General features: G+C 64.4%; 18 protein-coding genes. 9 read left to right on the top strand and 9 right to left on the bottom strand.

The features are described from left to right. The first annotated feature begins 195 nt into the window (after positions 1-195). Positions 196-1,149 (top strand): L-threonylcarbamoyladenylate synthase, encoded by a 954-nt coding sequence (locus R0J92_RS07805; RefSeq protein ID WP_411051286.1) that lies wholly within the window; start codon positions 196-198, stop codon positions 1,147-1,149. 204 nt (positions 1,150-1,353) lie between these two features. On the opposite strand, the gene R0J92_RS07800 is transcribed toward R0J92_RS07805, so the two are convergent. Next, entirely contained in the window at positions 1,354-1,908 is a 555-nt protein-coding gene (locus tag R0J92_RS07800; RefSeq protein WP_411051412.1) for a YqgE/AlgH family protein, read from the bottom strand. A 178-nt stretch (positions 1,909-2,086) separates the two neighbouring features. On the opposite strand from R0J92_RS07800, the gene R0J92_RS07795 reads away from it, so the two are divergent. Further along, positions 2,087-2,914 carry a protein-disulfide reductase DsbD domain-containing protein gene (locus R0J92_RS07795; protein ID WP_106161619.1) on the top strand — a complete coding sequence of 276 codons (828 nt, stop codon included), beginning with the start codon at positions 2,087-2,089 and terminating at the stop codon, positions 2,912-2,914. 76 nt (positions 2,915-2,990) lie between these two features. Beyond that, positions 2,991-3,482 (top strand): NUDIX hydrolase, encoded by a 492-nt coding sequence (locus tag R0J92_RS07790; protein ID WP_411051285.1) that lies wholly within the window; start codon positions 2,991-2,993, stop codon positions 3,480-3,482. On the opposite strand, the gene R0J92_RS07785 is transcribed toward R0J92_RS07790, so the two are convergent. The 6 genes from R0J92_RS07785 to R0J92_RS07760 form a co-directional block, all read right to left on the bottom strand. Continuing rightward, positions 3,428-6,841 (bottom strand): efflux RND transporter permease subunit, encoded by a 3,414-nt coding sequence (locus R0J92_RS07785; protein WP_411051284.1) that lies wholly within the window; start codon positions 6,839-6,841, stop codon positions 3,428-3,430. The genes R0J92_RS07790 and R0J92_RS07785 overlap by 55 nt on opposite strands. A 76-nt stretch (positions 6,842-6,917) precedes the next feature. Then, positions 6,918-8,378, bottom strand: a complete 1,461-nt coding sequence (locus R0J92_RS07780) for an efflux RND transporter periplasmic adaptor subunit (RefSeq protein ID WP_411051283.1) — start codon at positions 8,376-8,378, stop codon at positions 6,918-6,920. Between the two features lie 97 nt (positions 8,379-8,475). Next, positions 8,476-9,018: a molybdenum cofactor biosynthesis protein B gene (gene moaB, locus R0J92_RS07775; protein WP_411051282.1), complete on the bottom strand. Its 543-nt coding sequence runs from the start codon at positions 9,016-9,018 to the stop codon at positions 8,476-8,478. A 5-nt stretch (positions 9,019-9,023) separates the two neighbouring features. Next, entirely contained in the window at positions 9,024-9,647 is a 624-nt protein-coding gene (locus R0J92_RS07770) for a LysE family translocator (RefSeq protein ID WP_411051281.1), read from the bottom strand. Then, positions 9,644-10,243 carry a metallophosphoesterase family protein gene (locus tag R0J92_RS07765; protein WP_411051280.1) on the bottom strand — a complete coding sequence of 200 codons (600 nt, stop codon included), beginning with the start codon at positions 10,241-10,243 and terminating at the stop codon, positions 9,644-9,646. Before R0J92_RS07765 ends, R0J92_RS07770 begins: the two co-directional genes overlap by 4 nt. 37 nt (positions 10,244-10,280) lie before the next feature. Then, on the bottom strand, positions 10,281-11,048 hold the full coding sequence (locus R0J92_RS07760; RefSeq protein ID WP_411051279.1) for a uracil-DNA glycosylase family protein: 768 nt from the start codon (positions 11,046-11,048) through the stop codon (positions 10,281-10,283). A 176-nt stretch (positions 11,049-11,224) separates the two neighbouring features. Here R0J92_RS07760 and R0J92_RS07755 point away from each other — a divergent pair, with 176 nt between their 5' ends. The 6 genes from R0J92_RS07755 (at position 11,225) to R0J92_RS07730 (ending at position 16,135) form a co-directional block, all read left to right on the top strand. Further along, positions 11,225-12,184, top strand: coding sequence for an aspartate carbamoyltransferase catalytic subunit (locus R0J92_RS07755; RefSeq protein WP_106161604.1), 960 nt, complete (start codon positions 11,225-11,227; stop codon positions 12,182-12,184). Positions 12,185-12,187: 3 nt separating this feature from the next. Next, complete coding sequence (locus R0J92_RS07750; RefSeq protein WP_411051278.1) at positions 12,188-12,724, top strand: hypothetical protein; 537 nt, start codon at positions 12,188-12,190, stop codon at positions 12,722-12,724. Between the two features lie 168 nt (positions 12,725-12,892). Next, on the top strand, positions 12,893-13,444 hold the full coding sequence (locus R0J92_RS07745; RefSeq protein WP_411051277.1) for an aspartate carbamoyltransferase catalytic subunit: 552 nt from the start codon (positions 12,893-12,895) through the stop codon (positions 13,442-13,444). After that, complete coding sequence (gene pyrC / locus R0J92_RS07740) at positions 13,445-14,758, top strand: dihydroorotase (RefSeq protein WP_411051276.1); 1,314 nt, start codon at positions 13,445-13,447, stop codon at positions 14,756-14,758. It abuts the gene before it with no gap. Continuing rightward, complete coding sequence (gene plsY / locus R0J92_RS07735) at positions 14,758-15,378, top strand: glycerol-3-phosphate 1-O-acyltransferase PlsY (protein WP_411051275.1); 621 nt, start codon at positions 14,758-14,760, stop codon at positions 15,376-15,378. The genes pyrC and plsY overlap by 1 nt, the downstream gene beginning before the upstream one ends. Positions 15,379-15,661: 283 nt before the next feature. Further along, complete coding sequence (locus R0J92_RS07730; protein WP_106161596.1) at positions 15,662-16,135, top strand: YHS domain-containing (seleno)protein; 474 nt, start codon at positions 15,662-15,664, stop codon at positions 16,133-16,135. 103 nt (positions 16,136-16,238) lie between these two features. Here R0J92_RS07730 and R0J92_RS07725 read toward each other — a convergent pair whose 3' ends face one another. Both R0J92_RS07725 and R0J92_RS07720 read right to left on the bottom strand, forming a co-directional pair. Continuing rightward, positions 16,239-16,493, bottom strand: a complete 255-nt coding sequence (locus R0J92_RS07725) for a hypothetical protein (RefSeq protein WP_106161594.1) — start codon at positions 16,491-16,493, stop codon at positions 16,239-16,241. A 237-nt stretch (positions 16,494-16,730) separates the two neighbouring features. Continuing rightward, positions 16,731-18,101, bottom strand: coding sequence for a glutamate--cysteine ligase (locus R0J92_RS07720; RefSeq protein ID WP_411051274.1), 1,371 nt, complete (start codon positions 18,099-18,101; stop codon positions 16,731-16,733). Between the last annotated feature and the right edge of the window lie 49 nt (positions 18,102-18,150).

The raw sequence follows: 18,150 nt of genomic DNA, 5'->3' as shown, positions 1-18,150 counted from the left end.
CTTGTGATCGGGCGGGCGTCTCAAACGGAGCACATCGACGGGGTGCGGAGTACCTTGGCATCCGGTCCGCTACCCGTTATCTACTGTGCCTTGGTCATTTAGGTAAACAGCTCCGGTGTCCGCGCAATCAGAACGCCGCGTCAGGAGCCATGTGACGGAGCGACCAAACGGAATATGACGCCGGGACATGCACCGATGAGCGAGACCAGAATAGAGACCGAGGCGCTGACGCCCTCGCGTGCGGGCATTGATCACGCCGCCGCACTGCTGCGGGCCGGTCAGCTGGTGGCGTTTCCGACAGAGACGGTCTACGGGCTCGGCGCCGATGCGCGCAATGGCGCGGCCGTGGCGGCGATCTATGCCACCAAGGGGCGCCCCTCGTTCAATCCGCTGATCGCCCATGTGGCAGATGTGGCCGCGGCGCAGAAGCTGGTACAATGGAATGATTGGGCCGAGGCGATGGCGGCGGCCTTCTGGCCCGGTCCGCTGACGCTGGTGCTGCCCCTGCGGGAGGGCCATGACGTGTCACCGCTAGTGACTGCCGGGCTTCAGACGCTGGCAGTGCGTGTGCCGGCCAAAGCCTGCGCACGCGACTTGCTGGCCGCGGTGGATGGTCCGGTGGCCGCACCTTCGGCCAATCCGTCGGGTCGGATCAGTCCAACCACTGCCGAACATGTGCGGGTCGGCCTGGGCGGCAAGATCGCCGCGATCCTGGATGATGGACCCTGCGCTGTCGGCGTGGAATCCACCATCCTGGGGCTGGCGGGCGATATGCCGGTGCTGCTGCGCCCCGGTGGTCTGGCGGCGGAGGACATCAGGTCGGTGCTCGGCCACCCCGTCGCGGATCGCGATGCAATGGACCCGCTGACCGCACCGGGACAGTTGCTGTCGCATTATGCCCCAAATGCCAGCGTGCGACTGAACGCGACGGAGTATGTCCCGGGCGAGGTCTCCCTGGGCTTTGGGCCCGGCATTTTTGATCTCAACCTCTCTGAAAATGGTGATCTTGCGGAGGCGGCGGCAAACCTCTTTGGTCACCTGCATGCGCTGGATGCGCGGGGCATGCCGATCGCCGTGGCGCCGGTGCCAGAGGTTGGCCTGGGCGTTGCGATTAACGACCGGCTGCGACGGGCGGCGGCCCCACGGTAGGGTTGCACCTGAAACCGCTCTTTGATGCGAGGCTCTGCCTCGCGCTCCGAGATATTTCTGAAAAGATGAAGGGGAGGATGGCTCCCGCGCCGCGCCAGCGGCGCCCGGCCCAACGGGAGTGTCTGCATTTTCAATGCAGATGCGACGGGCGGGAGCGCCCCGGCCTTGCAAGCCTCAGATTTACCGTCTTGCGTCAGGGCCTGCTCAGGCGTGCCCCGCGTCCATCGACAGGTTCAGCGGCGTCACGCCGATACTGGCCAGGGCCGCCTCCCATTTGTCATCGGCGGTGTCGGTAAAGATCATCTCCGGCTGCGCATCTGCGGTGAGCCAGCCGTTCTGGGCAATCTCGTCCTCCAGCTGCCCTGGCCCCCAACCGGCATAACCAAGCATCACCAGATATTGCTCCGGGCCGCGCCCCTCGGCGATTTCCTCCAGCACATCCAGTGTGGCGGTCATCGAGACCCCCGGTTTGATCGGGAGCGAATTCACGGTGGAAATGTATTCATCGGAATGCAGCACGAACCCGCGCTGGGTTTCGACCGGGCCGCCGAAATAGACCGGCGTGTGTCCTGCGGCGGGCCGCGTCTCTATCTCCAACTGGTCAAACAGCGATTTCAGAACAACACCCGGGGCGAGCTTGTTGATGATCAAGCCCATTGCCCCCTCATCCCCGTGCGAACACAGCAATACCACCGAGTTGTCAAACCGGGGATCGCCGATTCCCGGCATTGCGATCAGCAACTTACCTGTCAGTTCCATATGACTGCCTCTGTTGCGGCGCGCGGCCTTTGCACCCAGCATGACGCGCGGAAACAGCAGTTGCAACCCTCCGCCCTGCCCCCCTTCGCCGTCGCCGCCTGTCACGTTTCGGTGACATTACGGTAGCCTCGCCCGGATGTGACTTGGCTTTTACGGAGCCTCCGGCGATAGCTTTGACATGAGTGTAAATCTGCGATCTTTTCTGGCGTCTGCCGCACTGGCGCTGGCGTCTTTGACCTCTGGTGCCGTGCCATCGATGGCCGGCAACAACTGGGACAATGTGGCGACGATCAACGTGTTGGATGGCGGCCCGACTGCGGACGGGCGCTATCTCGGTGCGTTGCATCTGCGACTTGAAGACGGGTGGAAGACCTATTGGCGCGCGCCGGGCGATGCGGGCATTCCGCCCCAATTCCACTGGCAAGGCTCCCGGAACGTCGCCGATCTCCGCATTACATGGCCAACGCCAGAGGTTTTCCTGACCTCGGGCATGCGCACCATTGGCTATCACGACGAGTTGGTGCTGCCGATCGAGATCACGCCCAAGAGCCCCGGCAAGCCAATCCGCCTAAAGGGGCGCATGGAACTGGGCCTGTGCAAGGATGTCTGCATTCCTTCCGAATTGCGCTTTGATCACCGTGCCGATCTTGCGGCCGGGCGCCACCCCGCGATTGCCGCTGCTCTGGCGGCCCGACCATACTCAGCGTCCGAGGCAAGGGTGCGCGGTGTCACCTGCCACCTGTCGCCGACCCCCTATGGCATGAAGGTATCGGCCCGGATTTCCATGCCCTCCGCCGGCGCGGAAGAATACGCCGTGATCGAGGGCGGGGGCGCAGCCCTGGTGGCCACCGAAACCAAATCCTGGCGCGAAGGATCTGAATTGGTGGCTGAGGCAGAGCTTTTGCCTGCACGTGACGGCCCGGTTGCGGTTGACCGCTCCGCTCTGCGCTTTACGGTGCTGGGAACATCTCATGCTGTGGACATTCGGGGCTGCACATCAGGCTAAGCGTCTGAATTCATGCAGCATTGATGTCGCCGCCGCCCCCTGTTCCGACAGATTCTCGACAGAAGGCCTCGTCCCGATGACCAAAACCCCCACGGCCCCGCCACGTCGCCCGATCCTTGGTGCCCTTGGGGTGGTTTGTGCGCATGTAGAGGGGGAGGATTGCGTGATCCTCGTGAAGCGAAAGAACCCGCCAAACGCTGGGACCTGGGGCTTTCCCGGCGGTCATGTGGAACTGGGCGAGACTGCCGCCGAGGCCGCGGCGCGGGAGTTGCAGGAAGAAACCGGCGTGATCGCAGAGCCAGGTGCGCAGCTGATGACCTTGGATGTAATTCCACGCGATGCGGATGGTGTGGTTGGCGGGCAGTACTTCCTGGTGGCAACGCTGTGTCATTATGTGTCCGGCCAGCCGGTGCCCGATGATGACGCGCTGGAGGCCCGCTGGGTGCCAGTGGCGCGGATCGAGGCGCTTGGCCTCGACCTTCTAGACCGGGTGGCGGAACTGGCGCGGTTGGCTCAGGCACGCTGGCGCCAGGAGCCGCGCAGCGCCCCCATCGCACCAATCACATAGGTCAAGAACGACAGCACCGCAAAACCAAGCAGACAGAGCACGAGCGCCGCGCGGACCGGCTCCATTTCGGCCAGAGCCGGGAGCATCTGCCGGAACGCTGCGGGCAGGATGCCGGTTGCCATGGTCTGGCCCAGCGTCACCGCCAGCCAGCCGAGATGCGCCGCGCCACTCAGCCCCATCAGCAGCCGCAGACGGCGCGCACCGGCGTGCTGCCCCGCCGCCAGCGCCCGTTTCAGCGATTGGATCGGGCGGGAGATATCCGCCTGGATCGCCACCAACGCCGGCACCACCAGCAGCACCAGGAACATGCCAAAGCCAAGGCCATAGACCAGCGTGATCACCGTCGGCTTTAGGAACTGCGCCTGTTGCGAGGATTCGTACATCAGGGGAGCCAGCCCCAAAACCGTGGTCAGGGTGGTGAGCATCACGGGACGCAGCCGGTCCGCCGCGCCGTCAATGATAGAGGGCACCAGCCCGCGTTCTGTGGCGTATTCGTCGATGGTGGAGACCAGCACGATCGAGTCGTTGATGATGATGCCGGTCATGCCCAGCAGCCCCACCACGGTGAACATGCTCATCGGCAGCTCCCACAGGTGATGCCCCCAGATGGTGCCGACCAGGCCGAAGGGGATGATTGCCATCACCACCAATGGCCGGGTCCAGCTGGAGAAAACCCAGCACAGCACCAGGTAGATCCCCGCCATGCAAAGCACGAAACCGTTGCGCGCATCGGTGAGGAACGCGTCCTCCTGTTCGCTGAGGCCCGAGAGACGGGTTTCGACCTGCCGCTCCTCGGCGATCTTCGGCAGGATCTCGGTTTCCAGAGCAGTCATGATGGCCTCGGCCTGCACCGGATCATCCTCGGAGATGTCGCCCGTCACCGAGATCAGCCGCACGCCGTTTTCGCGCCTGACGGTCGAAAACCCGGTGCGCTGGCTGACGGTGACGATATCGGCCAGCGGCACATAGATGCCTGAGGGCGCGCGCATCTGCGTGCGACCGAGGAAATCCGCCGTCAGCTCTCCCTCCGGCAGCTCCACCCGGATCTGGGCGGAGCGCGGCCCGTCGGGATAGGTGGCGGCCTCGATCCCGTTGAGACGGCGACGCAATGCCTGACCGAGGCTTTCGATGGTGAAGTTCAGCGCCTGCCCCTGCGGGGTCAGGTCGAGCACCAGCTCCTCCTTGTCATAGGCGAGGTTGTCCTCCACCGCCGAGACCTCAGGATAGCGGGTCATGGCGGTCTTGAGATCCTCGGCGGCGGCCTTCAGCGTGGTGACATCGGCGCCGTAGAACTGCACATCGAGCGCATCGCCGCCGGGACCGGAGCGCCAGCCGCGGAAGGAAACCACCTCGGTCAGGGGCAGTTGCACCACCCGTTCCTGCAGCTCGCCCACAAAGGCAAAGCTGGAATAGGGCCGCAGATCGGCGTCGATCAGTTCGATCGCAATGCCGCCCAGCAAGTCACGGTCCTTGGTGTCGGTGCCTGCAAGACCGCGACCGGTGTTGCCGCCGACCTCCGCCATGACAAAATCCACCGGGTTGCGGCCATGGCGTTCCTCGTACTCGGCGCCCAGCTCCTCCACCGCGCGCTGAAACTCGCGCATCTGCGCCAGCGTGTCGGCGCGGGTGGCCCCTTCGACCATGGCGAAGTTACCCGAAACAGAGGCGCGTTCCGGCGCGTTGAAGAACCGCCAGGTGACATCGCCCTTGATGAACAGCGCCATCTGGCTGGCCAGCAGGACAAATGCCCCGGCAACCACCACGTAGCGGGCACGCACCACTCCCACCATCAGCGGGCGGAACAGCCTGTCGCGGCACCAGCGAAAGCCCCGGTTCACCACACGGTTCGGCGCGTCGTACCAATGCTGCTCTTGCGTGTGGGTCAGCGCGTGGGCCATGTGGTGGGGCAGGATCAGGAAACATTCCATCAGGCTCGCGGCCAGCACCGCGATCACGGTGAACGGAATGTCGGCGATCAGCTCGCCAAAGCGCCCCCCGATCGACACCAGCCCGAAGAACGCGATGACGGTGGTCAGCGTGGCGGCAAACACCGGCATTGCCATGCGCCGGGCGGCATTCTCCGCAGCGACCATCGGCGGCTCGCCCAATCGGCGGGCGCGGAAATCGGCGTGTTCGCCCACCACGATGGCGTCATCCACCACGATCCCCAGCGTGATGATGAGACCGAAGAGCGAGATCATGTTGATCGTCAGCCCGCCGAGATACATCAGCGCAATGGCGGCAAACATCGCCGCCGGAATACCCGCCGCCACCCAGAAGGCGATGCGCGCATTCAGAAACAGGAACAGCAGGATCAGCACCAGCCCGAGCCCCATCAGCCCGTTGTCGACAAGGATGTCGAGCCGCCCGGTGATTGCCTCGGCGCGGGTGCGGATCAGGGACACCTCGACCCCTTGCGGCAGCGACAGGTTCATGTCGGCCACCACCTCCTCGACCTGGCGCTGGATGTTGATCGCGTCGCCCTTGTCTGAGCGGTCCACACGGATCGACATGGCGCGGTTTTCGCCGACAAAATAGCTGCGCTGACGGTCCACGCCTTCAACCCGGATCGAGGCCACATCGCCAATGGTCAGTGCCGAGCCATCCGCCTCGGAGCGCAGCACCACCGCCTCCAGTTCCTCGGGCGTGCGTTTCTGGGTGCCGGTGCGCACGCGGGCATTGGCGCCCTCAACCTCGCCCGCCGGATTGATCTCCACCTCGGCGGCGATCACTGATGCGATCTCGGCCATGGTGATGTCATGGGCAATGAGCTGGCTGGACGGCACCTCGACGATGGTGCGCGGCGCGGCAACGCCACGAATGGTGGTGCGGGTGACGCCCACCTCAAAAAGCCGCAGGATCAGCTCGTCCGCCAAAAGCCCCAGTTGCTGCGCGCCAACCGGGCCGGTGATGACAATATCGGTGACCCGGTCACGCCAGATTGCGCGTTCAACCTCTGGGTCCTCGGCGTCCTCGGGCAGGGTGGTGACCGCATCGACCGCATTCTGCACGTCATCGGTGGCGCGGGCCATATCCCAGCCCGGCTCGAAGTCGATGTCGATCACCGCGCGCCCCTCGCGGGAGGAGGATTGCGTCTCCTCAACCCCGTCGACGGCCAGTAGCGCTGGCTCCAGCACCTGCACGATGGCGCTGTCCACATCCTCGGGACCGGCGCCCTCCCAGACCACGCTGACATCGACGGATTCGACGATCACATCGGGAAAGAACTGTGCCCGCATGTTGGGGATTGCCGCCGCGCCGAGGATCAGCAGCAGCATCAGCAGCAGGTTCGCCGCCGTGCGGTGGCGGGTGAAGTAGCTCAGGATACCGCTGGCCTTCTGGATCGGAGACGTCGCCATGAGAATTCACCTGTGGCTGTCGCGCCGCAGCTTCAGCGCGGCGGGCGGGACGATGTAATGGGGCGAAGGCCGGGCCTCAGCCCCCCTTGTTCTGTTCGATGCGAGACACCAGCGTCGCAGGGACGCGGGACTGGTCGAGCTGTGCCAGCATGCGGGTTTTCACCTCGCGGGGCATGCGGCCATTGTCGGTCACCATGGCCTTCAGGCGGGCGCGGCGTTCCTCGGTCAACTCGATCAGGGTCGGCTCGGTGATTGCGGCATTGTCGGCACCCTGGGACAGTGGCCGCACCTTGATGCCCGCGCCCAGGAGCGGCGTGCGCCCGGTCACCACCTGCCTGCCCGCAAGACCCTCGCCCCGCACGAGGATGTCATCCCCCTGACGGCGCACCAGCTCTACCTGCAGCTCTTCCAGCCGGTCATCCGGGCCAAGTGCCAGCACCGTCCGGCGTGAATCCATCGCAGAGGCGGGCAGACGTGCAAGACCGGGAATGGCCGGTTCGCGCACGGTGACGGTAACAAAATCGCCGGGTTTGAAACCGGCGGCCTTGTCCATCCGGGCATAGATCAACCGCCCGGACTGACCATCCCCGACGGCCCCGCTGGCGCGCGCCAGCGTGCCTTCTGCGCTGATCCCCGCACCTGCCGCATCCAGCGTTACCGTGACCTCCGCCGGGATCAGCCCGCCCGCTTCATCCAGCAGCCGCGCGTATTGGGTGGTGGAGACGCGAAAGGCAACCTCCAGCCGGTCCGGATCCACCAGCTGTGCCAGGATCTCGTTGGCGGAGACCAGTCGGCCCTCCACCAGCGTCACAGATTGCAGAGTTCCGGTGAACGGCGCGGTGACGGTGGTGTCCTCGAAATCGCGCTGCGCCTCGTCGAGCGCAATCTGTGCGCGTGCCACCAACGTCTGGGCCTGATCCACCCGCGCCTCGGCCTGGCTGACGGCTTGGCGGCGGGTCAACACGGATTGGCGGGCCTGCGTGGCGGTCAGCTCCGCCGCCTCCACCAGCGCTTCGGTCCCGACCCCGCGGGTTTTCAGGTCTACCTGACGCTGATAGGCGCGCTGCTGAAGCTCCGCCTGCATCTGGGCTGTTTCCAGTTCGTCCATTGCAAGGCCCAGGGCCCGCCCGGCATCTCGGCTTTCGGCCTGTGCGTCCATTCGGTCCGCCTCGGCCCGCTCCAGCGCAGCACGGGCATCCGCCTTGTCGATCTCCACCAGAATATCGCCTGCGGACACTCTGCCGCCGTCTTGGAACCCATCCGCCAGCCCGATCACCCGACCGGACACGGCCGACCGCAGCTCCAGCGTGCGGCGGCTTTCGACACGGCCAAACCCCACCAACTCTGGACGTTCTGATCCCAATGTCGCAGTGACCACATTGACCGCAAAAACACGCTCGCGCGCGGGCGGTGCACGGCGTTCCTCGGACAGGCTCTGCTGCACGGCGGATGTGATCATCTGCACCGCGAACAGCGCCAGCGCTGCCGCCAAGCCGAGCAGGAACAACCCCATCACGCTATGTCGCAGAAATCGCATAGAAAATCCTCTTCCGTTCGCCTTGGCCTGAGGTCACGGAGCCACATGCGACCATAGCACGGTTTGTCCATACTACGTCTTTATACGTGCCACCGGATCACTTCCGTCGCAAATGTTCGTCAAGCCTGGGCATTATTTCGACGAAATTACAGGGACGGTGACGGAAATCGAGCTGTTTGAGCAGGATCTCGTCCCAGGCGTCTTTGCAGGCGCCGGGGCTGCCGGGCAACGCAAAGAGATAGGTGCCCTGTGAGACGCCCCCCGTGGCACGGCTTTGCACCGCCGAGGTGCCGATTTTCTGCATCGACACGATGGTGAACACGGTGCCAAAGGCATCGATTTCCTTCTCATAGACATCACGGTGCGCCTCCACGGTCACATCGCGCCCGGTCAGCCCGGTGCCGCCGGTGGATATCACCACATCAATCTGCGGATCTGCACACCAAGCGCGCAGCTGGCCTGCGATCTCGTCCCGCTCGTCCGGCAGGATCTGGCGATCTGCAAGGCTGTGGCCCGCTGCCTGCAGCCGGTCCACCAACACCTGACCGGAGCGATCCTCGTCAAGACTGCGGCTGTCGGAAACGGTGAGAATGGCAATACGGACCGGGATGAAGTCCTTGCTGTCGTCGATACGGGACATGGCTGTCAGGCCCTTTCCAAGAACGCGAGCCTCAGGGCGAGGCCTGCAAATATGCCGCCGGTGATGCGGCTCATCCAGCGCGCGGCAGCGCCACCGCCAGCAAACAAGCTGCGGGCGCGGCCGGCAAAGACACCCACGCCGCCGTTGATCAGCACGCCGCCCAATCCGATGATGGCCCCGAAGATCAGAAACTGGCCCAGAACCGATCCGGCCTCGGGGTGGATGAATTGCGGCACGAAGGCCAGCACAAACAGGATCACCTTCGGGTTGGTGAGGCTGACCATCACCCCGGCGCGGAACGCACGTCTGGCGGGCACCGCCTGCCCCGGGGCCTCGGCTCCACCCGGATGCATGATCGCACCCCACGCCAGATAAAGAAGATAGGCCACACCCACCCAGCGGATGATGTCGAACAACCCCGGTTGCGTCGCGACCACGGCGGCCACCCCAAGACCCGCCAGCGCCACATGCACCATGCCGCCCGCCGCCACGCCGAGACTGGCGGCCACGGCCGGGCGCGGGCCGGATTTCAAACCCTGACCCAGGCAGAACATCATGTCCGCGCCGGGGGTGATATTGAGCGCGAGGGCAGCCGGGACGAAGGCCACCAGCGTCGACAGCGCGATCATGGCGCAACCTCGAACCAGTTCGGCGTCGGGCCGAGGTTGGCGCATTGCGTGGCACCGATCTGGCCGCGATACCCCCAGCAGTCATGCACATGGCCATAGACGGCCAGCTTGGGCTGCAGTGTCTCGATGGCCGCGCGAATGCTGTCGGACCCGATCGACAACCCCGCAGAGGTGGTATCGCCCGCCCCTTTTGGCGGCGAGTGGGTCACCAACAGGTCGATCTCTCCCGCCTGCGCCAGTTCGCGCGCCGCCGCCCGGTCCGACAGATCAAAAGACCAGTCGCCAAAGGGTGTTTCCGGAATTCCACCGCCAAGGCCAAAGATCCGCAGCCCCTCCACCTGCGTGCCCTGCCCGTGCAGAACGGTCATCGAGGCCAGCGCACAGCCGCGCAGTTCCTCGGCGCTTTCGGCATTGCCGGGCACCACCACCATCGGTGCGGCGATGCCGGCCAGCATCTCCATCGCACGTGGCAACCCCTGCCGCGTGTTGCAAAAATCCCCGGCGCCAACCACCAGATCAGCCTCGACACAAGCCGAGACCAGATCGGCGGCCAGCTCCTCGACCAGATGCAGGTCGGAAAACGCGAGGATTTTCATGGGCGTGGGTCCTTTTCTAGAGATCGGGCCGCAAGGATCAGTTCAGACTGTTGAGACGGGCGCGCAACTCCAGCAGATCCGCCCAGGCCTGCCGCTTTGCCGGTGCTTGCCGCAGCAGGTAGGCGGGGTGGAACATCGGCAACACCGGCTTGCCCCAGGCCTCAGCCCAGGTGCCGCGCAGACGGGTGATGCCACGTTTGCCCAGCACTGCCTGACAGGAGATATTGCCCATCAAAACGAGCACATCCGGCTGCGCCAGCGCCACGTGACGCTCGACGAAGGGCACCAGCATGGCGATTTCCGCTGGCAGCGGGTCGCGGTTCTGCGGCGGCCGCCAGGGCAGCACATTGGTGATATAGACGTTCTTGTCACGGCTGAGGTCGATGGCCGCCAGCATCTTGTCCAGAAGCTGCCCGGCACTTCCCACGAAGGGCTTGCCCTCCAGATCCTCGTCCCGCCCCGGCGCCTCGCCGATGATCATCACCCGCGCGCCTGCCTGACCGTCCGCAAACACCAGATTGCGCGCGCCGCGCTTCAGGTCGCAATGCTCGAATGCCTCCATCGCCGCGCGCAGGCTGGGCAGCGCATCTGCGGCGCGCGCGGCCTTGGTTGCCTCGGCAATCGGGTCGATTTTCTTTGGCCGCACCGGAGGGGGCGGCGCATCGGTGGCGCGCGCGGGCTTGGGTTTTTGATCCTGCAACCCGTAGCGATCAATGGGCGCGTCAAGCATGGCCTCGGTGGCGCCAAGCTCCACCTGCCAATCCAACAGCGCCTTGGCGCCCCAATAATCCAGCTCCGATTCCATCCGGCTACAGTAGCCCCCTGCGTCACAAAGGAAAACGCCCCTTTAACGCTTTCAGCTTCCTGCAAATATCCAAATCCCACCCTCCGCCACACTCCGCGCTGGTCGGTGAGCGCGCCCACCGCTTGCCCCAAAAGCGCCGCCCTCCTATAAGGGCCGAAACAGCGCGGAGTTCGCCCATGCAGCCCCCCTCTTTCGACCAGCCCCACCTCCTCGGGATAGAGCCGCTTCGCCCGCATGAGATCACCGCCATTCTGGATCTGGCCGATGATTACGTGACGCTGAACCGCCAGACGGAAAAGCACTCTGATGCGCTGGCGGGCCTCACTCAGGTCAATATGTTCTTCGAGAACTCCACCCGCACGCAGGCCAGTTTCGAGCTGGCGGGAAAACGTCTTGGCGCCGATGTGATGAACATGGCGATGCAGGCCTCCTCGATCAAAAAGGGCGAAACGCTGATCGATACGGCGATGACGCTGAATGCGATGCACCCGGATTTGCTGGTGGTGCGCCATCCGCATTCCGGCGCAGTGGATCTGTTGGCGCAGAAGGTGAACTGCGCGGTGCTGAACGCCGGTGATGGCCGCCACGAGCACCCGACCCAGGCCCTGCTGGATGCGCTGACGATCCGGCGCGCCAAGGGGCGGCTGCACCGGCTCAATATCGCCATCTGCGGTGATATTGCGCACAGCCGTGTGGCGCGCTCGAATCTGATCCTGCTGGGCAAGATGGAGAACCGCATCCGCCTGATCGGCCCGCCGACGCTGGTGCCGCAGCAATTTGCCGAATTCGGTGCCGAGATCTACGACGACATGCATGAAGGCCTGAAGGACGTCGATGTGGTCATGATGCTGCGCCTGCAAAAGGAACGGATGGACGGCGGCTTTATTCCGTCGGAACGCGAGTATTTCTACCGCTACGGTCTGGATGCCGACAAGCTGGCACAGGCCAAACCCGACGCTATCGTCATGCACCCCGGCCCGATGAATCGCGGTGTCGAGATCGACGGCACCATCGCCGACGACATCAAACGCTCCGTTATTCAAGAGCAGGTGGAAATGGGCGTCGCCGTACGCATGGCCGCGATGGACCTGCTGGCCCGCAACCTGCGCAGTGCCCGGCAGGCGGAGGCCTCCTGAGCGATGGTGGATGTGATCGAAATCCCGAAAGGCGCGCGCGATCAGGTGCTGGTCTTTGCCCTCGACATGCCCGCCGAGCAGGCCCGGTTCCTGCGCGAAGAAGACGGTGCGCTGGCGCAGGTGCTGGGCCTTGCGGAGCTCGACATGGAGCAGGCCGAAATCTTCCCGGTTGAGGATCTCGAAGGGCTGGGATTGCTGGGATATCTGCGCGAGGGGCTCGGCGTGCCCGAGGCGGATCTGTCCGAGCATGGCATGGCGCTTGACGGGATCACGGGCTGGGTGCTGGTGCTGCGCGCCCGCGCGTTTGATGGCGCGGAGACCCGGCTGACACCGGCCGACAGCCTGACACTGGTGGCGCGCCTTGGGGAATCCCGGACCGACTGGAGCGCGGGAACGCCGCTGCGAAGTGACGCCGCCCAACCCAAGCTGCGCGTCGCCCCGCGCGAGGCCCGCAACCGGGCCCGGCGTATAGGCAGTACGCTTTTTGCAATCGTGATGGGACTGTTGCTTGCGCTGGTTCTTTTTCTTCTGCTTCGGTGAGGCGGAGATGACTGATACCAGCCCGGCCTCCTGCAACCATGCCATCATATATCGCCGGTTATTTCTCTCAGACCTGATGCCGGCCACCCGGTGTCGTCTGGGCACTGGTGTCTCCCAGCTCCAGGCCCGCCTGATCGGTCGCCTTGCGACATTTGGGGGAGGCTTTTGATGACGGCGCGCGATGGATGGGACGGCATTTTTGAGCCGGGCGAAACCGTTCTTTGGCAGGGACAGCCGGTGCCCGGTTTCACACTGACCGCGCGCACCACCACGATGTTCGTCTTTGGATTGGTCTTCTCAGGCAGCGCCTGGTTCATGATCACGATCATGGTATCTATGGACAAGGTGCTTTTGTGGATGCTCGGGCTACCTTTTCTCGCTGCCGGGCTCAGTATGATTGCGGGCGCGACTGTTTGGCCGCCCTATGTGCAAAAATACACTTGGTACACGGTGACCCAGAAACGCGCCATGATCGCAACCGCGGTTCCGCTTTTGGACAGACGGCTGGACACGTACCCCATATCGACGGAAAACGAGATTGCGCTTGTCGATGGCGCTCTGCAAACAGTGTACTTCGCCACCGGGGTCGATAGACGCGATGGTCAAGAGGTATCGTTTAAAATCGGGTTTGAACGCATTTCCGAAGGCCATAAGGTCTACCGGCTTTTGTGCGATATTCAGGCGAAGGCTCAATACCCGCGACAACGGAGAAACCGATAGATGTCCACTCTCTTCATCAATGCGCGCCTGATCGATCCGGAGGCGGGGACAGATGATCTTGGCAGCCTTCTCACACGGCACGGCCAGATCGTTGCCCGGACCAACGGCGACGAGGGTGTGGAGACGATCCTCGCCGCCCATGGTCTCGCGGCGGCGGACGTGCAGGTCGTGGACTGCGGCGGCAAATGCATTGCGCCGGGGATCGTCGACATTGGCGTCAAGGTCTGCGAGCCGGGCGAGCGTCACAAGGAAAGCTATAAATCCGCAGGGCTTGCGGCGGCGGCAGGCGGCGTGACCACCATCGTGACCCGTCCCGACACCACCCCGTGCATCGACAGCCCCGAGACGCTGGAGTTCGTCACCCGCCGCGCTCAGGTCGACGCGCCGGTGAACGTGCTGCCGATGGCCGCCCTGACCAAGGGCCGCGACGGGCGCGAGATGACCGAGATCGGCCTGCTGATGGATGCAGGTGCCGTGGCCTTTACTGACTGCGACCATGTGGTGACCAGCACCAAGGTGTTCTCGCGCGCGCTGACCTATGCGCGCAGCCTCGGCGCGCTGGTCATGGCCCACCCGCAGGAGCCGGGCCTGTCCGCAGGCGCCGCCGCGACCTCCGGCAAGTTCGCCGCCCTCCGAGGGCTGCCCTCGGTGTCGCCGATGGCCGAACGCATGGGGCTGGACCGCGACATCGCATTGCTGGAGATGACCGGCGCCGCCTACCATGCCGACCAGATCACCACCGCCCGCGCCCTGCCCGCGCTGGAACGGGCCAAGGCCAACGGGCTCGACATCACCGCTGGCACCTCAATCCACCATCTGACCCTGAACGAGCTGGACGTGGCCGATTACCGCACCTTCTTCAAGGTGAAGCCGCCCTTGCGCTCCGAGGACGACCGCCTTGCGGTTGTCGAAGCGGTGCGCACCGGATTGGTCGACGTGATCTCCTCGATGCACACGCCGCAAGACGAAGAAAGCAAGCGCCTGCCGTTTGAAGAAGCCGCCGCAGGTGCGGTGGCGCTGGAAACGCTGCTGCCCGCGGCGTTGCGGCTCTATCATGCGGAGCTTTTGGACCTGCCAACCCTGTTCCGCGCCATGTCTTTGAACCCGGCGAAACGGCTTGGCCTTACCTCCGGGCGTCTGAGCGATGGTGCGCCTGCGGATCTGGTGCTGTTTGACCCGGACGCGCCGCTGGTGCTGGACCGGTTCAAGCTGCAGTCGAAATCCAAGAACACGCCCTTTGACACCCAGCGTCTGCAGGGGCGGGTGTTGGCGACCTATGTTGCGGGTGAACCCGTCTACCGAAAGGACAACTGATGCTGCCCGTGATCGAGACCGCCCTGCCGCTCCTGCTCCTATGGGGCGCCCTCGGCTATCTTCTCGGCTCCATCCCCTTTGGCATGGTGGTCACCAAGGCCTTTGGGCTTGGCAACCTGCGCGAGATCGGATCGGGCAATATTGGCACCACCAATGTGCTGCGCACCGGCAGCAAGGCAGCGGCGGCGGCAACGCTGATCCTCGATGGCGGCAAGGGCGCCGTGGCAGTCCTGCTGGCGCGCGCGCTGGCCGGAGATCTGGCGGGCGAGGATGCGGCACAGCTGGCCGGGCTTCTGGCCTTTGTTGGCCATTGCTTTCCGGTCTGGCTGGGGTTCAAAGGCGGCAAGGGGGTGGCGACCTTCCTCGGGCTGATGCTGGCGCTGGCCTGGCCCGTCGGCATCGCCTGCTGTCTGACATGGCTGGCCATGGCGCTGCTGCGCCGGATGTCCTCGCTGGCCGCGCTGACGGCGGCGGTGAGCGCTCCGCTGTGGTGTCTGTTGCTCGGCTACCAGCCTGTCATATTGCTCGCCGTTGCTCTCGCGGCGGTGATCCTGTGGCGCCACAAGGACAATATCGCCCGGCTGCGCGCTGGCACCGAGCCAAAGATCGGTCAGAAGTAGCGCGACCCGAATCCCGAACAACCTGTTGAATTCAAACGCCTCGCCCCATCCGGCGGGGCGTTTCACATTTGGCTCACGGGATCGTTTCACCGCACCTGCGCAGGGGTATTCCGCGTTTCTGCACAGACAAAAGGAGTTGTTTTGCATGTGATGCGCGGCCTCCCCAGATCAGCATCGTGGCGGCACTCACCCATCACACCAAGTCCGGATTTCGAACATCTGTTCATAGTCCCCCTCCACACCGGGTGCATTTTCGCCCGGGCTGATTGAAAGGTTCAAACCGATGACCAAGACCACTTCTTTCCTGGGCGGCATCGCCCTCTCCGTTGCCCTGGCAACCTCCGCACTGGCAGCAGGTGTCGAGATCAACGCCTCCTCCACTGGCCTCGCGATGCAGGGCTACGACCCGGTGGCCTATTTCACCGAAGGCGAGGCAAACAAGGGCAGCTACAAGCTGACCACCACCCATGACGAGGCCACCTATTGGTTCGCTTCCGAAGAGAACAAGGCGCTGTTCGAGGCCAACCCGGAGGCTTATGTCCCGGCCTATGGCGGCTATTGCGCCTTTGGTGCCGCGATGGGCTTCAAGTTCGATGGCGACCCGAACCAGTGGAAGATCGTCGATGACGTGCTGTATCTGAACCTGTCCAAGGACATTCAGGAACGCTGGGTCACCGACATCCCGGGCTACATCGAGAAGGCCGATGTGAACTGGGACGAAATCGAAGGTGCCGAACCGGCCGAACTGCTGCAGTAATTGCTGCCCGCCACTCACGGCTCACAAATAAAAACCGGCGGCAGAGATTTCTGCCGCCGGTTTGTCGTTTGGATCTCAGGTGCCGCACCGCGCGGGATGCGGCTTACTTTGCGGCCAGACGCTCAACCGCTTCGGCCGTGCGCTTGGTGTTGTTGTAGATCCCCAGCGCCAGATACAGCGAACCGCCGATCAGGATGACGTAGAGCGAGCCGCCGACCAGCACCAGAAGCGCCGGCAGAAGACCACCACCCATCGGCTCCAACAGGGCGAAAACCGCGCCCACCGCCACCGCGAGCAGCAGCAGCACAACAACAAGACCAACAAGTTTTTCAAATGCAGAGATAAAGAAATTGCCCATGACAGTACCTTTCGGAGCGTGTGAAGACGCGCGTTTAAGGCGCCGGTGAACAGCGGGCAAGCGCAGGCTGCGGGGAAAGTTCCGCGGCGCGCATCAGGATCGCAACCTGCGCGCCAGCCACCCTCACGGCGCCCACACGCCTCGCGGGCGCCGCACATCCGCCGCGCGCAGCAAAAAGGGGCGTCTCAGCGGCGCCCCTTCTCGGTCTGACTGCGCGGTCCGGCTGACGCGGTCCGGTCAGTAGCTGTAGTCGGCGTAGATGCGGCTCAGATCGCCGCTCCAGTCACCGTTGTAACGCTCGAGCAGCTCGTCCGCCGGGACCTTGCCGCTCTCGACACTTTCCTTCAGCGCATTGAGGAAATGGGTCTCGTCCGGCACCAGTCCACCGGCCCCCTGACGGGCCCGCGCCTTCAGGCCGCCCTCGGCGATGGCGAGCACCTCCCGGGCCAGGTCGTGCATTTTCACTTCGCCGACCTCGGCCTGCAGCCCGCCGATGGCGGCCTGCACGCGCAGCGCCTCGCGGGTCTCCGCATCCCAGCCCTTGACCAGATCCCAGGCCGCATCCAGTGCGCTCTGGTCATACATCAGACCGACCCAGAACGCCGGCAAGGCACAGAGCCTGCGCCAGGGGCCACCATCGGCGCCGCGCATCTCCATGTATTTCTTGATCCGCGCCTCCGGAAAGGCGGTGGTCAGGTGATCGGCCCAATCGCTCAGCGTCGGGGTTTCACCCGGCAGTGCCGGCAGCTGACCTTTCAGGAAATCGCGGAAGGACTGGCCCAGCGCGTCGATGTATTTGCCGTCGCGATAGACAAAATACATCGGCACATCGAGGGCATAGTCGGCGTAGCGCTCGAACCCCATGCCGTCCTCAAAGACAAACGGCAGCATGCCGGTGCGGGCATCATCCAGATGCCGCCAGATGTGGCTGCGCCAGGATTTCATGCCGTTGGGCTTGCCCTCGAAGAAAGGCGAATTGGCAAAGAGCGCCGTGGCCACCGGCTGTAGCGCAAGCGCCACGCGCAGTTTCTGCACCATGTCCGCCTCAGACGCGAAATCGAGGTTCACCTGCACCGTGCAGGTGCGGCGCATCATCGACCGCCCCATGGTGCCGACGCGCTCCATGTAGTCGTTCATCAGCTTGTAGCGCCCCTTGGGCATCAGCGGCATTTCGTCATGCTGCCAGATCGGAGCCGCGCCCAGACCGATGAAGCCGACGCCGATTTCATCGGCGATGTCCTTCACCTCGCGCAGGTGAGTGTTCACCTCGTCACAGGTCTCATGAATGGTCTCCAGCGGTGCGCCCGACAGTTCAAGCGCGCCACCCGGCTCCAGGCTGACATTGCCCATACCCTTGGTCAGGCCAATCAGCTTGTCGCCCTCAGTGACCGGATCCCAGCCATGACGGTCGCGCAGGCCTTCCAGCACGGCCTGGATGGAGCGTTTCCCCGCATAAGGCAGCGGCGCCAGCGTGTCCTTGCAGTAGCCGAATTTCTCGTGCTCGGTGCCGATGCGCCAGTCATCGCTGGGCTTGCAGCCAGCTTCCATATATTCCGCCAGCTGCGCATGGCTTTCGATCGGTCCGCCGCCGGACTGGGGAATGGACATGGGTAGGCCCCCTTCGTAGGTCGCCGCCAAAGGCAGGCGTGGCATTTCT

This window comes from Tritonibacter sp. SIMBA_163, from assembly GCF_046535935.1.
GTDB classification, from domain to species: Bacteria; Pseudomonadota; Alphaproteobacteria; order Rhodobacterales; family Rhodobacteraceae; genus Epibacterium; species Epibacterium scottomollicae.
The sequence above is the reverse complement of the archived record's forward strand: the minus strand, read 5'-3'. Positions and strand labels throughout refer to the sequence as shown.